The sequence below is a fragment of the uncultured Algoriphagus sp. genome (assembly GCF_963974365.1).
Classification (GTDB): Bacteria; Bacteroidota; Bacteroidia; order Cytophagales; family Cyclobacteriaceae; genus Algoriphagus.
Genome location: NZ_CAXBBX010000010.1, coordinates 160147 through 175548 on the forward strand (window position 1 = coordinate 160147; position 15402 = coordinate 175548).

11 protein-coding genes are annotated in these 15402 nt (G+C 38.9%); all 11 read left to right on the forward strand.

All coding sequences use genetic code 11. The features are described 5' to 3' along the window. Positions 1-445: 445 nt before the first annotated feature. The 11 genes from AACZ87_RS14775 to AACZ87_RS14825 all read left to right on the forward strand — a co-directional run bounded on the left by AACZ87_RS14775 (position 446) and on the right by AACZ87_RS14825 (position 15191). A complete protein-coding gene (locus AACZ87_RS14775; RefSeq protein ID WP_339868323.1) occupies positions 446-1549 on the forward strand; it encodes a glycosyltransferase family 4 protein in 1104 nt (367 codons plus the stop codon). A 9-nt stretch (positions 1550-1558) separates the two neighbouring features. Beyond that, entirely contained in the window at positions 1559-2281 is a 723-nt protein-coding gene (locus AACZ87_RS14780; protein ID WP_339868325.1) for a WecB/TagA/CpsF family glycosyltransferase, read from the forward strand. 272 nt (positions 2282-2553) lie between these two features. Then, on the forward strand, positions 2554-3918 hold the full coding sequence (locus tag AACZ87_RS14785) for an oligosaccharide flippase family protein (RefSeq protein WP_339868326.1): 1365 nt from the start codon (positions 2554-2556) through the stop codon (positions 3916-3918). Continuing rightward, a complete protein-coding gene (locus AACZ87_RS14790; protein ID WP_339868328.1) occupies positions 3915-5093 on the forward strand; it encodes a glycosyltransferase family 4 protein in 1179 nt (392 codons plus the stop codon). The genes AACZ87_RS14785 and AACZ87_RS14790 overlap by 4 nt, the downstream gene beginning before the upstream one ends. Continuing rightward, positions 5090-6328 (forward strand): hypothetical protein, encoded by a 1239-nt coding sequence (locus AACZ87_RS14795; RefSeq protein WP_339868330.1) that lies wholly within the window; start codon positions 5090-5092, stop codon positions 6326-6328. The genes AACZ87_RS14790 and AACZ87_RS14795 overlap by 4 nt, the downstream gene beginning before the upstream one ends. Before the next feature lie 775 nt (positions 6329-7103). After that, a complete protein-coding gene (locus AACZ87_RS14800; protein ID WP_339868332.1) occupies positions 7104-8255 on the forward strand; it encodes an MraY family glycosyltransferase in 1152 nt (383 codons plus the stop codon). Positions 8256-8292: 37 nt separating this feature from the next. Further along, entirely contained in the window at positions 8293-9927 is a 1635-nt protein-coding gene (locus AACZ87_RS14805; RefSeq protein ID WP_339868333.1) for a hypothetical protein, read from the forward strand. 912 nt (positions 9928-10839) lie between these two features. Further along, positions 10840-11307 carry a nucleoid-structuring protein H-NS gene (locus AACZ87_RS14810; protein ID WP_339868335.1) on the forward strand — a complete coding sequence of 156 codons (468 nt, stop codon included), beginning with the start codon at positions 10840-10842 and terminating at the stop codon, positions 11305-11307. Between the two features lie 29 nt (positions 11308-11336). Beyond that, positions 11337-11915 carry a hypothetical protein gene (locus tag AACZ87_RS14815; protein ID WP_057936208.1) on the forward strand — a complete coding sequence of 193 codons (579 nt, stop codon included), beginning with the start codon at positions 11337-11339 and terminating at the stop codon, positions 11913-11915. After that, positions 11912-12754, forward strand: a complete 843-nt coding sequence (locus AACZ87_RS14820; RefSeq protein WP_339868338.1) for a hypothetical protein — start codon at positions 11912-11914, stop codon at positions 12752-12754. Before AACZ87_RS14815 ends, AACZ87_RS14820 begins: the two co-directional genes overlap by 4 nt. Beyond that, positions 12711-15191, forward strand: coding sequence for a leucine-rich repeat domain-containing protein (locus tag AACZ87_RS14825; protein WP_339868339.1), 2481 nt, complete (start codon positions 12711-12713; stop codon positions 15189-15191). The genes AACZ87_RS14820 and AACZ87_RS14825 overlap by 44 nt, the downstream gene beginning before the upstream one ends. Positions 15192-15402 lie beyond the last annotated feature (211 nt).

Consider the following 15402-nt stretch of genomic DNA (forward strand, 5'->3'; position numbering starts at 1 on the left):
GTGGTACTACCACGATTCTAATGGAGTTTACTCCTGGTTTATTTATGAATGGATTCCGGAGACTATCATCCGGATGGGTGAGCCTTACGGGATGGTTACTTTTTGATCGCCAAAAAGTGACAAAGATAAAATCTATATAAAATGGAGAAAGGCATAGTTAGGCTGAAGTCTCTGAAGAAAAATGAAGCAGTGGAAAACAGAAGTCACATTTTCTTATGGGGTTTTTAGTTTAAAGCCCGACTTGCTTTCATACTCAATTCAGGGTACAAGCGACAAAGTAACTACTAGTTTTCTACTGTAGTAAGGGGAAGTTCATGTATACCTTACCTAGCTTCACAGGGCTAATACTTTTTAAGGTGATTTCTAAACTCATTCAGTTTTAAAATCTTATTCGGGCTAGCCACAATATTGTGCTATCTTTGCACCCCGATTTGAATTAGCAAAAATGCAAAAAGCACTATTTCTACTATCAATACCGCCTCCTGTCCATGGAGCTTCAATGATGGGGAAGTATATTCAGGATAGTAAAGTAATCAACCAAGCTTTCAGTATTACTTATATCAACCTGAACACATCTACCTCTGTAGATGAAATCGGAGGGCAAGGAATTGCCAAGTACCTGAGAATAGTTTCACTTTTTTTCAAAGTGTTAGTTCAGTTAATCCTGATAAGGCCCCATTTCACTTACATGACCCCTACAGCAGGAGGGATGGGGTTTTATAAAGATTGGCCATTAGCCATGATTTGCAAGCTGTTTTCAGGAAAATTTATCGCTCATTTTCACAATAAAGGGGCTAGTAATTACCAAGACTCTAAGGTCGATAACTGGCTATACCGCAGGTTTTTTAACAACACCTATGTCATTCTCTTAGCAGAGGAATTATATACAGACATTTGCAAATATGTGGGAAGAGAAAGACTTTATATATGCCCCAACGGTATTCCTGATCCTTACCAAGAATTAGTTTCCAAAGAAAGTAACGAACCACTGAAGTTACTTTTCCTTTCGAATCTTATTCGGGAGAAAGGAATCTTTGATTTACTTCAGGCCATTGCATTATTGAAAAAAGATGACATTCCTGTACAATGCACTATAGTCGGAGGAGATGGTGATATTTCTGAAAAGGAATTGCTAGAAGAGATTGCCTTGCTTGATATCAAGGAACAAATCGATTTTTTGGGGAAACGCTATGGAAGCGAAAAACTTCAACTAATCCAGTCTTCAGATATCTTCGTATTTCCTACTTACTATCGTAAAGAATGCTTCCCTTTAGTACTATTGGAAGCGATGGCTTTTGGACTTCCTATTATCACCACCACTGAAGGAGGAATTCCTTCTATTATTAGAAATGAGGAAAATGGATTGATTTTAAAATCAAAAGATCCCCAAAACTTGTCTTTGGTAATCAGAAAATTGCTATATAATAAAGAAATGAGATCTTTGTTAGGAAAAGCTGCCCGGAAAGATTTTAGTCAAGAATTCACATTAGAGAAATTTGAGCAAAATTTTCTAAGAAATATTGAGCAAATCGTTTTAAAAGAACAGTAGGTTTAAGATATGGAAATCAGGTTTAAAGATTATGTAATACAAACCCAATTACCTACCTCATGGAATGAGGACAGTAAATTTGTTATTAATACTATTAACCCGCATTCCTATTGTATAGCTGAAGAAGATCCCGAGTTTAAGCAGGCACTCACTAGTTCGGATATCCTACTTCCAGATGGTGTGGGTATAGTATGGGCTAGCAGATTCATGTATGGCGCCAAAATCCGGAAAGTAGCAGGCTACGACTTGCATTTGCATTTTCTTGAGTTGCTGAATAAGCAGAGCGGTAAGGTGTTTTACCTTGGATCTACTGACAGTACACTTCAAAAAATTCAGCTTAGACTGCAATCAGACTATCCAAATATTGAGTTTCACTGCTACAGCCCTCCATTTAAGCCTTTGATGGATGATCAGGATAATGCCCATATCCACCAAATCATCAATAAGGTTAAGCCACAGATTTTGTTTGTAGGGATGACTGCTCCGAAGCAAGAGAAGTGGGTGCACCAGAATAAAGATTCCTTAGATGTAGAAGTAATTTGTTCCATAGGAGCAGTGTTCGATTTTTATTCAGGTAATGTCAAAAGACCAAGTAAAATATGGATAGACTTGGGACTGGAATGGTTACCCCGATTGCTCAACGAACCAAAAAGATTGTGGAGAAGAACGTTTATCTCCAGCCCTAAGTTTTTGCTCTATCTTATTTCTTCCAAATTTTCAACATCCTCCTAATTACCTGTTACGGAATGACACTTGACCATAACAGTCGTCAAATAGAACTGGCTAGGATAGTTAGTATAGGGAAAGCTTTTTTCAGTTATTGGAAAATGACTTCTTGCACATACCTCAACATTTCACAAACAATACCCGGTGGCCGAGCGCGGTTACTGAGCTTGTCGAAGCATGCCGCGGCCATTTGGCTAAACAAATGCTACGGACAAAGAAGCGTAAAATCACAAAAAATAAACCTGGATATGCTTAAATAGCTCAATCCTGAATTATAGATGAATAACCCATGGATTGATAAGTTTCGCGCTTATCCAAAAGTACATTCCCTTCTTGAGAAGGCATTTTCTTCTGAATTATTTAAAAGGATACTTAGAGGCTCCTTCTGGAATGCTATACTTAATTTTTTCAGCAAGGGAGTTTCATTTATAGGTACAGTCATAATTATTCGGCTCATAGGCAAAGAAGCGTATGGGGAATTTGGAATGCTGAATAGTACCATAGCCATGTTTGGTATGTTCACTACCTTCAGTATTTCTCAGACTGCTACTAAGCATATTGCCGAGTTTCGAGACCTAGATAGACCCAAGGCAGGGAGAATAATTGGCTTGTCATTCCTGTTTTCTGCCACCATGGGCTTGTTGATTTTCACCATAGTCCAGCTTACTGCTGGTATGTTGGCAACAAACTCCCTGAATGCCCCGCATTTAGAGGGTAGCCTTCGTCTCATGGCTACAGGCATGTTGTTTGGATCTCTAAATGGCGCACAATACGGAGTGATCAATGGTCTTGAAGCATTCAAGGAAAATTCCTTTTTAGGGATCTTGCTCGGTATCACGCTGACCATAATGAAAATAGCACTCACTTATTGGTTTGGATTCTATGGCGCAGTACTAGGGATGACAATAGAGCCCTTTGTCACCTACTTGGCTACATTTTACCTCATCAGGAAATTACTTAAACGCTCCCAGCTGAAAATCATGTTTGCTGGTGCATTGAAAGAATATAAAATCCTGTTCAATTACAGTCTTCCTTCACTGCTGTCCGGTCTATTGATTTTTCCGACGAATTGGTATACCATGTCCTTGCTGGCAACAAATAAGGAGGGGGGCTATGATGATTTAGCAGATTTCAATGTGGCCAACCAATGGTTTAATGTGCTTATTTTTATCACCTATATTTTGGTCAGCAGTTTCTTGCCGATTTTCTCTGACTTATGGGCGAAAAAAGAATACCAAAAGGTAAACCGAATTGTCAAAAATGCCTCCGCGACGATTTTGGCTATTTTCATTCCTATCAGTATCATCTTTTTGATTTTTGGAGAATCAATAGGTAAAATATATGGCGTAGAATATACCGGTGTAGGGATTCTGATTTTCGTCTCGGTATTTACACTCATCCCGCAATCCCTATGTATAGTTCTGAACAATGTCCTTGTAGCGAGCGGGAGATTGTGGACCAGCCTACTGGTCTTTGCCGCCTGGAGTATTACATTCATAGGACTTACTTTCGCACTTCTCTCGTACTCATCTATGGGATTGGTCATCTCCAGACTGATTGCTTTTGTGCTCTATCTAATTATTCTATTTTTGGTTTATCGTAGCTATTATAGAAAATCAAAACTCCAAACCCAGATAATTTGAAAGTAGGCATTGTAACCTATGCATTGAATATAGGTGGCGTTGAGCGGGTAATCCTAAATCTGTATCAAGGCCTTCTAGCTCATGGGTACCAGCCTACAATCATAGAAATCATGAAGAAAGGGGAGTGGAGCGAAAAGTTTCAATCCATGGGCTTGCAAGTAGAGCAGGTGCTGCCCAGTCAATGGGAAAGTAAAAAGAAACATGCTTTTCGAATTCTGAATAAGCTAAAGGAGTATAGACTCCTTTTTTTAAATGATGTGCAATACGCGCACAGTATTTTGGGTTTTCTCCCACCCGCTACACGCGTCTTCCCGATAGTTCATGGGAATTTAGAATCCATGCTTTTCAATGCATCTTTCAATATTTCTCAGATTCAAAATATCCTTTGTGTCAATCCAATCCTTGCAGAACGCCTGACTAAGGAATATGCTGTGCCACAGGAAATGATTCATGTCGTTCCTAATTGCCTGGATACGCAGAATATCTCTCATACAACTACGCTCAAAACGAAGGAGTTTGTCTACTTGGGCAGATTAAATGATTTTGAAAAGGGTGTCATGGATATTCCTGAGATTATGAAGATCGTTTCTGAAAATTTCCGGGAGGTTCAACTTGATATTTATGGATCAGGTACGCATGAAGAAGCGCTGAGAAATATGATTCGAAGTTTTGGGCTTGAAGGAAACATAAGCTTGAAAGGTGAACTAGACCCCGAGAAGGTTCACGATACCTTATCTCACTATAAATACTTGATTTTCCCTTCGAAATTTGAAAGTGGAGCCCTAGTGCTTAAAGAAGCCATGCTTAACGGCCTGATACCTTTTGCATACCGTCTTCCCGGTCAGACGGACGTTATTGTGACGCACGGAAAAAATGGTTTTTTAGCGGAGCCTGGGAATATTTCTGAGTTTGCAGCACATATTTTAGCGCTTTATACAAATCAAGAATTGGTGAAAGAAATTAGCGAAAATGCAGTTTCTTCTATTCAGAAGAATTTCTCCTTGAAGGTGATGATGCATGCTTACCAACAAATAATAGACCTGGCATTAAAATCTCCAGACCCGCAAAGGTCTGGCAGACTTGAAATCGAAATTTTAGAAGAATTCACCAACCTACCTTTAATTTTAATAAGGCCATTCAGAAAAATCCTAAGAGGATTAGGCTTATACAAATGAAAACAGTTAGAATCTTATTTATTACCACTGCTTTTCCACCTTACGAATTTTCAGAGGCTCTTGTTAATGCTAAATTGGTAATGGCCTTGAAGGAAAATGGCCATGATGTACATGTTATCTCCCGCCCAGCCACCATAGTGTATAATGACGCATGGTCTGGATTGTGGAAATCACTTGAACATCAAGTGTATTATCCTAGCTCTGGCAAAATATCCAAGCTTAATAAGATTTCCTCCTCACTCAAGGGAATACTGAGATACAAATTACCGGTAGAAGGTATTCGCTGGGGACTGGAAGCTGAGAAACTTGCCACCAAACTCCACCAAGAGAAAGGCTTTGATCTAATTATGACCAGAATGCCATCTCTTTTTCCTCATTTATTAGGTTTGAGACTAGGCAAAGTCTGGAATATCCCTGTTGTCTCCAACTGGAATGACCCTACGGATGATATTCGACCTTTAGGACACAAAGTTTCAAGAAAAGCCTCCTTCTTTTTTAAATTGATCTCGCGAAGAGCTTTTAGTTCAGCTACATTAAATACTTTCCCTTCCAGCCAATTACTAGAGCATTACTTAAAGACAAACCTTAAAGGTCTAACTGCAGCAACTGAGATTATACCACATATAGGTTTTTACCCTGATTTTTCCTTAACACATCAGGTGGGCGAAATACCCAGAATTGTCCATGCCGGCAATATGCTGGATAATATCCAACTGGATTTGTTGTTAGAATCCCTGCATTCCCTAGTAAAAAAAGGATTGAAATTTGAACTGCATGTATTTGGAATGGTTCAGGAGAAATTGTTGAGTGCTATTCCAAAGCTGGGGTTAGAGAACTGTGTTTTCGTACACAATCCCCTTGGTTATTCAGAGATGATTGAGAAGCTGGTCCAGTTTGATTTCCTATTGATCCTTGAAGCCCAATACCCTGAAGGAATTCTAATGCTCAGTAAACTTTCTGATTACGCCTCTTTGAAAAAGCCCATTATTGCACTCTCTCCTAAAAATGGTGTTACAGCCAATTATTTTGCAGATCAAAAAGGCTTTCATCTTTTCGACAACACCAATCAGACTGAGATAGAAAATGGATTGGAGAAGATTCTAGTGGAATTCCCCAAGCATGCACTTCCAGAACCAGATAACAAGCTTTGGTCGGAAGTTAACCCTGCCCAAATTGTCTCACAGTATGCTAGAATTTTCTCGTCTATCATCCAACCTAAAAATACCAGGAGTTAACATCCTCGGTTTGACATGCAGTAAACAGCTACTGCCTATTAATCGACCTGTTGCCACCGATAGTAACACCTTCCCTGCGACCTGTTTTCTGGTAGAATAGATGAGTAGATATTAAAGCTTCTCCTGATTTACTTAGCATACTCTTCCCCTTCTTCACACTCAGCACTACTATTTATTTCAGAAGAAAAACTGGCAATCGGCACACTTGCTGATAATTATATTTTTTATAAAATTATTGCAACGTTAAGTTTACATGTTTATATTGATCTACAAATTTCTATAAATCAACAGCCTATTTGGGGATGTTAACTCCTAATTAGGGGATTTTTCTACCCACATAGAACACTGGTTGGTTTCAAAAAGTAAAGCACAGTGCGTTGATTTTATTTGAATCTTTCTTTACTAGTTTTCAGAAAATGCTTCTGTTTTTCTTTCCTTTTCTAGATGGCTCGATTTATAATGTGTCATATAGTCTTTTAAAACTAGATTTCGATAGAATCCCAAGCAAGACCTAGTTCTGAAGATTTTTAGATCAAAAAAAGAAATAGATTTTCTATTATCAAATTCGCCGGAATGGCATGAAAATTTATTCGAAAGTGTAAGTATTATCCGTTCGAACTGAGGTACTAAAATTATTTTGTAACCATAAAATTAATTTTTAGTTAATTGTTTGAAATAACGAGTTGTCATTGTTTAGTTAAAATAAATCCCGTTATTTTGCACTTTCAATTCACGCGGAAGAACTCAAGTATTTGCAAAAAATCTTTACTACTAGATGAATCAACTTTTATCATTGATCTCTTCCTTCGGTCTGGGGGTTTTGATCTTACCCGTATTAATTATAATTCTTAATAAGGCAAACATAGGAGATATACCAGGTGGGAGGAAAATCCACAGTAAGTTTACTCCTTCCATGGGTGGTATAGCAATTATCTTTGCAGGGTTAGTTTCCTTTGGAATATGGGGTTGGCACATGTCACCTGGAACAATGAGATATGTTGCCTTATCTATCCTCATCATGTTCTTTATAGGTATCCGTGATGATTTTTCTCCATTAAGCGCATTCCAAAAAATCCTAATGCAATTGGGAGCGTTATTCTTGATCTATTTCTTTGCTGAAATTCGTGTGACCAATTTTTACGGATTCCTTGGAATATATGAGTTGCCAGAAGTTTTTAGTTTCCTATTCACCATCGTCACTTTGTTTGCTATTACTAATGCATACAATTTAATTGATGGGATTGATGGCCTAGCAGGCACAATTGCTAGCATCCCTCTGTTGATTTTAGGGTTTTGGTTTGACTACGTAGGATATGTAGGCTATTCAATCTTATGCTTTGGCCTGTTAGGGGCGATTTTGGCTTTTTTATCATTCAACTGGCACCCAGCAAAAATTTTCATGGGAGATACAGGTTCCTTGCCGCTTGGCTTCGCACTTGCAGTGATGGTAGTCGCTTTTATGAATGTCAACGCAGAACTTCCCTTGGATAATGCCTATAAAATCAAACCGAATTTCAGTTTTGCAGTCGCTATGGTTCTAATACCATTATTTGATATGGCTAGAGTTTTTGCAAAACGACTTTCAAGCGGGAAGCATCCAATGAAAGCCGATAAAAATCACCTGCACCATTTGCTTGTACGCTTTGGTATGAAGCAGCCCAAAGTAGTTCTCCTTTTAGTACTTGTTCAATTAGCCGTACTGTTCTCATTAGTAATCATGAGAGATTTTTCTGACAACGTGGTACTACCATTAGTTTGTGCGTTGGTTTTAAGTATAGGTTTAGCTTTAGAAGCCATCACTCCGAAATTTTTGAAAATAAAAATCATGAGGAAGGTTCCTAAAGTTTACAACTTTACTGTACCTACGCCGATCAAACCAAAAATGGAAACTGAGGACCTAAATAAAATGCCAATTAATATGAATTAATTGGTAAGCATTATTTCTGAATGATCTTTAAAAATACATGACTTACTTAAAAAAAGTAAAGATTGGGATTCTTACCAAGCCTTTTACTGAGTTAGACGCCTGGGAAATTTCTTTATTTGAGCAATTACTGGAATTAGATTTTTTAGAGATTTCCGTTTTGATCTTTGATGGAAGGCCTCAGGATACTAATAGTGCTAAACCTAGTTTTTTATCTAGACTTTGGCCTGGTAACTTTTTATGGCGCTGGCAGCAATCTATTGAAAAGAAGCTTTTTGTACCGGTAAGCGTTGAGTCAGAGAAAGTGCGTCACATGTTTGATAGTGTTGACAAGCTTGAAATGTTTCCTAGAAGAAAAGGTTTTGTAGACTTTTTTGAAGAAGCTGATACTGAAAAGATTAAGCAATTAGACCTGGATATAATTCTCCGACATGAGTTTAACATCATAAAAGGGGCTATACTAAATGCATCCAAGTATGGAGTATGGAGCCTGCATCACGGAGACAATTTTGTGAATAGAGGAGGACCAGCCGGCTTTTGGGAAATCGTTGAAGGCCATGAAGCAATAGGAGTGACACTGCAGCAGCTTACTCCAGAGTTGGATGGTGGTAGAATCATAGAGAAGGCTTTTTATAATATAAATTGGTCGCACAATAAAAATCGTCAATTTATACAGTTCTCTTCCATTCAGCTGGTTTTAAAAAACATTAGAAAAGTGAGGTATGGGAAATTCTCCATTGAAGAATCTCTCACCTATAGTCATGCATTATACAGATCACCTGGTGCACTGGCTACTTTGAACTACTTAGGGAAATTCTACAAGGTCTTCTTAAGTACCGTTATTAGTAAATTAGCTCCTTCAAAAAGAGAAAATCTATGGAAGCTCTATCTGGGAAAGGGCGACTTTCTTCATGCGGCTTTATTCAGAGTAAAAGAAATCCCTCTTCCTGAAGGGGAATTCTGGGCCGACCCATTTCTTTTTGAGAAAGAAGGCAAAAAGTATTTATTTTTTGAACGCTACAAATTCGACAAAGGAATAGCTTGTATCAGTGTGGGGCAACTTGAAAACGGTAAGGTTACTGACGTACAAGATGTAATTGACGATGGTACTCACATGTCCTATCCCAATGTTTTTGAAGATCAGGGAGAAATCTACATGATTCCTGAAACCTGTGCAAAAAAGAGGTTAGAGGTATATAGAGCTACGGACTTCCCTTACAAATGGGAACTTTATTCTACAGCTTTTGAAGGTGTAGAACTCGCAGATGTTAATTTCTTTAGAGATGAACTTGGGAAAGCATGGATTTTCTTTAGTAAAGGCTTCTGGTTTGATCTTAATTCTGATCTCTATATATACCAGATCGATTCACTCAAAATGGATACTTTATACCCACATCTTCAGAACCCGGTGATTATAGATTCAAGAATTGCCAGAAATGGAGGTAAAATCTATAAAAGAGATGGGAAGTATTTCCGTCCAAGCCAAAGGAATGTCAATGGAAATTATGGATTTGGGCTAAATATTAATCAAATACTAGAGCTTACACTGGAGGAGTATAAGGAAGAAAAAATTGTGTCTGCCTATCCTTCCTTTATGCCCAAATTAACAGGCTTTCATCATGTGGACAGCCATGAAAAGTTCTTCATAATTGATGCAGCAAAAAGAAGGGGTTAAATGTTGGGATTTTAAAGAGTATGAACATCGCCTTTCTGCTAATAAATATACAAAAGCAGCCTAGTATGCCTTAAACTTAAGAATTAATCCTACACCCTACATCTGACATCTGACACCCGTCATAGTCATCTGTCATCTGACATCAGTCAACGATAATCACTCATCTCTCCCGTCTCCGGTCTCCCGTCTTCTGTCTACTGTCTCCGGTCTTCTGTCTTCTGTCTTAAAAACATCGGTCATCCGACATCCGACACCGGTCATCACTCATCTCTCCCGTCTCCCGTCTTCAGTCTTCTGTCTTAAAAACACCGGTCATCCCACACCCAACACCGGACACCCAACATCGGTCACCGGACATCGCCCATACCCCAAATAAAAAGACCCAGAGAAACCCCGGGTCTTTTTGTTTGGCATCTGCCTTAATTAAAACTTAACGCTTTTTCAAAGTTGAGACCTATATGGTATAAAAAAAATACCCTATGTAGGGTATTTTTTGGTCATTATTAGCTAAAAACACCCGCTTTTCAATAAATTTTGAAAATTGCTCAAATCATTGGATCACTTATTGATATTATTCAAATAGTAAAATGACCGTTCTTTGAAATTGAGGAACAACCGCTCCCCCGACACATAAACCGCTCAGATTACATTTGAAATTATTAACATCTAGCATTTTTGATTTGGAATGGCAATTGTAAGTTAACCGTATGAATTCTAGCACAACGAAAAACGTCTGCTTAGAAATGATTTACATGCGAGATTCCATATGACCTATTAAAATCAAAAAATAATCATATGAATTTATTTACTTTGCACCTAAATCAAAAAGTAGGGAAAGCCCCTAGTTTTAAAAAAAAGTATAGTCCCTGTTAAAAAAAATTAAAACCTCATCATCTTAATCTAATCCCAAAAATGAAGCAAAAATTGTACTCTATTTCGGTTAACCGTTCACTTATGATCGCCTTGGTTGCCATGCTGGCTATGGGTGCTTGTAAGAGTAAAAAGAAAGCTGCACAGCCAGCTCCTCCAGCACCTGTTGAACAACCTCAAGAAGTTGCTCCAGCACCTGCTCCAGAAAGAGCCGCTGAAGAAGTAGCTGCCGAAAAACTTGAAAATTATTTTAATAGCGTAGCTGCAGCTGGTAATGCTTCTATGGCCAATCAAACTATCCAAGAAGCTCTTGGTATGTTCTCAAATCAAGAAACTCCCGTTTTGATCGTAATTCACGAAGAAAATGGTATCAAAGATTACGATGAGCCTACTACAATCAAAAAGTATTTGGAATACTTGAAAGACACTAAGAAGAACCTAAACTACATCAGCGATATCCGTATGGATGCCAATGGTAAGGTTTCTGAATTGGAGCTTAGAAGAAAATAATTGCCCAACCGAAAAAAAATAAGTTAAAAATGAAAAATAAAATGATCCTTTTCCTGGGCTTATTCCTTGCTACTTCAGTAAGCGTTCTAGCTCAGTCAGAAACAATTAGCCCAGCAAGAAAGCAAGCAATTGATTCCCTTGCACTTGAAAAAGTGAAAGATTTAAGTAAATATATCAGCATCATCGGTAGCAAAGAGACTCAATTCTCTGAAGCAAACAGAGTGATGGATCGTGCAGAAGAACTTTTCTCTCCAGGAGCTGAGATGGGGGTTTCCAGCATCAACACTAACGAAATCGCATACTACAAAGTGAGACGTTATTTTGAGCGTTTGATGGCGTTGAATTACGATAGAGTAAACATCACCTGGTACGATATCCAGTACATCTCTGACTTGGAAAGACAGCCTGATGGAAGATACGTAGGCGTTGTTACCGTGTTCCAACGTTTTGAAGGTACTTCTATTGAAACAGGAATGAACTACAAAGACACAACTAAGAAAGATATCACTATTTACGTAGAGAAAAAGCAAACCCAAATCGCTGGTAGAACCATCGAATTCTGGGACGTCATGCTAGGTGACGTAAGAGTGACAGAAACCTCCGCATGAGAATAGTAACCTTTATTTTTGCGATGTTAATCGCAAGCATCTCAATTGTCTCGGGGCAAGGCATAGGCAGCCCCGGGACAATTAAAGATGATGGCAGATTTGCTGCCTCTACCAAACAACTAAACCAATTCTTCAGAAGATTTAACGCAGAGGAATCACCTACTGATGGCAATGTGCGTTACTATCCAGGCGACTCTGCTTATCACAGTGTTGCTCTTAGAAAGGGTTTTCTACAAATACTTTTTGACAATCAAACTTCCTCAATCAGCCCAGATCTTAAAAAGCAGTTCATAGATGCTGTGCTTTCTACTAGTTACCCTCAGTACATAAACTTCCACAGGGAAGGCTGGTACGCTGAGGTGCAGGCAGACTTTATATACAAAGGAAAAAGAGAAAATGCTACCCTAATATTGAAACTCCAGGCCGAAGGATTGGGGTATGAATGGGTTATAGATGAGGTGTCATTTCCCCCATTCAAAAACATCTTTAACAAACCAGTGGGAGATAGAAAAGATTTTCTTCACCCACTTAGCCATGAACTTGGCTTTATGAATCTAAGAAGAGCCTTCCAAGACTCTGATTCCCCTGAAGCATTCACAGAAAGCAGTTTCAAACCAGATTATTTGACACTGTTTTTGTATGAAATGAAGCAAAATACCCTTCGTTACGATACGGTAACAGATGTGAAATTCCACTTCTTCCAGATTGAAGGCTGGTATTTTGAAGTACACCAATTCAACCGCCCTGGTTTTAATACAGGTTGGCTGATTTCAAACCTTGTCAAACTTAACCCTGGTGACAAGGAAACTATCCAGAAATACATTTATGATCAGAACTAAGACCATATACCTAAGTCTATTCTTGCTCTGCCTCAGCTTCTCCAGTTTTGCTCAGGCGATTAAAGGCTATACCAATGCTGAAATAGATGACTACTCCTCAAAGGTAGAAGATCAGGTTCGCTTCTTGGAATACCTGCTTAACACCATTGGCTCAGCTGAAACCCAACCTAGGGACAAGGATGTGGTTATCCGTGAAAGCTACCTGAAGATTTTCCGCGATGGGGAAGTGCAGGTGGAAGATGATCTCCTGCTTGATAGAAAAGTAGTGACAAACAAAAATGTAACTGCCTATCTGAAAGACATTGAGTTTTTTTACAAGGATGTCAACTTCAAATTCAAAATACGAGAGGTGAAACCTCATCAGAAAGACAATGGAGACGTCTATTTTACAGCATCCCTAGATCGTACGATCACTGCCACAGGCATCAACAACGAAAAAATCACCAATACCAAACCCCGTTTTGTTGAGGTGAATTTGGATCCTAAAACCCAAGAGCTCAAAATCGCCAGCGTCTACACTACCAAAGTCAGCCGCGATGAGGAACTTGCAGAATGGTGGTCCGTACTAGACCCGCACTGGCAGAGTTACTTCAGAGATCGATTTGCCTTAACTGCATACGATTCTGTTAGTTTGGATCAGCTTTATAGATTTGTTGAAGTAGATTCTCTGGATATCTCCGGTACAGACTCCCTTTTGGATCTCAGCCCTATGGAGGCCATGCGCAGTCTCAAATATGTGAATCTCAGCAACACCCAGATTACTGAATTAGGCCCTATTTCCAATGTGACCTTTTTGGAATACTTGGACGTATCCAATACGCCAACTTCTGACATTCAATTTATTAAGTACTCAGACCGACTGAAGCACCTTGATATTTCTAACACCCAAATCAGAGATATCAGCGAGCTGGTAAACCTGAAATCAATCAGGTCCCTCCGAGTGGAAGAAACTCCAATCATGAGCTTTGCCGTTCTGAATGAATTCGATAGCCTTCAAAGTCTATATATTTCCAAAAGTGGGTTTAATAATACAGAGAACATCAAAGACCTGTCAAATCTGGAAAACCTTGATCTAAGCAATAATTATTTGGTCAACTTCAGTCAGCTTTCGGACTTGACTTCCATCAAGACACTGAACTTATCAGCTACCAATATTCAGGATCTAAGTCCGCTAGCAGAGCTCAAAAACTTGGAGGTGTTGGACATTACAGGTACAGAAGTATCAGATATCACCGCATTGAACGGAAAACCAGAATTGAATAAGGTCTTGGCCGATGAGACCAAGCTGTCTGTAATGGCCTCGGATAATTTCATCAGAAATAATCCAAAAGTCCTCCTGATACATCATGTGAAAGATTTAGAAAGCTGGTGGGCAGGATTGTCTGATGCATGGAAGTCTAGTTTGAAAAAAGCCAATCCAAGAATCACTACCGATAATCCAAGTGTGGAAATTCTTACCAGTACTATTGGTTTGGAAGAATTAGATCTGAGCGGGGCAGGAGTGGAAAGCTTAAATCCTATCACAAGATTTGTCAAACTCACAAAGGTGGATTTTTCAGACAACCCAATTTCTGATGTGATTTCCCTTAGCGAAGTGAAAACTTTGGAAGAAATCACAGGGAAAAACACACAGGTGAAAGATATTTCCCCTCTGAAATCAAATGAGGAATTAGTAAGAATTGATCTGGACGGAAGCCCGGTTTCAAGCATTATGGATGTTGTGAGTCTTCCTAATCTGACCTACTTGAATGTCAACGCATCGGGGATTTTCCCGGAGGAAGTTCCTGAAATACTTATCCAAAAGCCAACCTTGACAATTATCTACCGAACAGATGAGCTGAATACCTGGTGGTCAGAGCTAGACGTTTCCTGGAAGGAAATTTTCAGAAAGCAGTTTTCCTTACCTGAAGAGCCTTCTAATGAGCAACTTCATGCCATGACAGAAAAGTCTTCCCTGTCCTTCGAGCGAGTTTCAATCGGTGATATTTCTGCAATCACTGCTTTTGTGAATCTACGTTCCCTAGTGATTTTCGATGCTCCCTTAGGTAATATAGCGCCTTTAGGAGAACTCAAACTTCTGGAGAAAATCAAAATATCCCAGGTTCCAGTTGTAGATTTCTCCCCATTGAGAAGTCTCAATAAGCTGAAAGAACTCGATATCAGCAACTCTGGAATAGAAGATCTGGATCCACTTGCTGGGTTGATAAATCTGAAAACATTGAATATCTCAGGCACAAACCTGAAATCCCTGAAAGGACTGGAAGGATTAGTCAATCTGCAGGAATTGGATGTAGCAAGCACCAACTTGAGGAGCCTCAGACCTATAGAAGGCCTACCAAACCTTAAAAAGCTTTCCTGCTTCAATACAAGGGTGAATAGTAGATCAGTGGATAGTTTCAAAGACTCCAACCCTGATTGCGAGGTTAGATATTATTAGAATTGTTCCTCAACAAAACCCACATCAATAGGCCAGGGTTTTAACCCTGGAAACTAGGATTTTAACCCTAGGAATCAATAGGCCAGGGTTTTAACCCTGGAAACAAGGATTTTAATCCTAGGAATCAATAGGCCAGAATTTTAACCCTGGAAACTGGGGAATTGGGAATAAAAAAAAGGGATTAAAAAATAATATAAAAAATCCCTTTAAT

Coding starts and splice junctions, on each gene's coding strand:
- AACZ87_RS14810 (WP_339868335.1), top strand. CDS start 10,840: ATGAAGCAAAAATTGTACTCTATTTCGGTTAACCGTTCACTTATGATC.
- AACZ87_RS14805 (WP_339868333.1), top strand. CDS start 8,293: ATGACTTACTTAAAAAAAGTAAAGATTGGGATTCTTACCAAGCCTTTT.
- AACZ87_RS14785 (WP_339868326.1), top strand. CDS start 2,554: ATGAATAACCCATGGATTGATAAGTTTCGCGCTTATCCAAAAGTACAT.
- AACZ87_RS14795 (WP_339868330.1), top strand. CDS start 5,090: ATGAAAACAGTTAGAATCTTATTTATTACCACTGCTTTTCCACCTTAC.
- AACZ87_RS14820 (WP_339868338.1), top strand. CDS start 11,912: ATGAGAATAGTAACCTTTATTTTTGCGATGTTAATCGCAAGCATCTCA.
- AACZ87_RS14775 (WP_339868323.1), top strand. CDS start 446: ATGCAAAAAGCACTATTTCTACTATCAATACCGCCTCCTGTCCATGGA.
- AACZ87_RS14815 (WP_057936208.1), top strand. CDS start 11,337: ATGAAAAATAAAATGATCCTTTTCCTGGGCTTATTCCTTGCTACTTCA.
- AACZ87_RS14780 (WP_339868325.1), top strand. CDS start 1,559: ATGGAAATCAGGTTTAAAGATTATGTAATACAAACCCAATTACCTACC.
- AACZ87_RS14800 (WP_339868332.1), top strand. CDS start 7,104: ATGAATCAACTTTTATCATTGATCTCTTCCTTCGGTCTGGGGGTTTTG.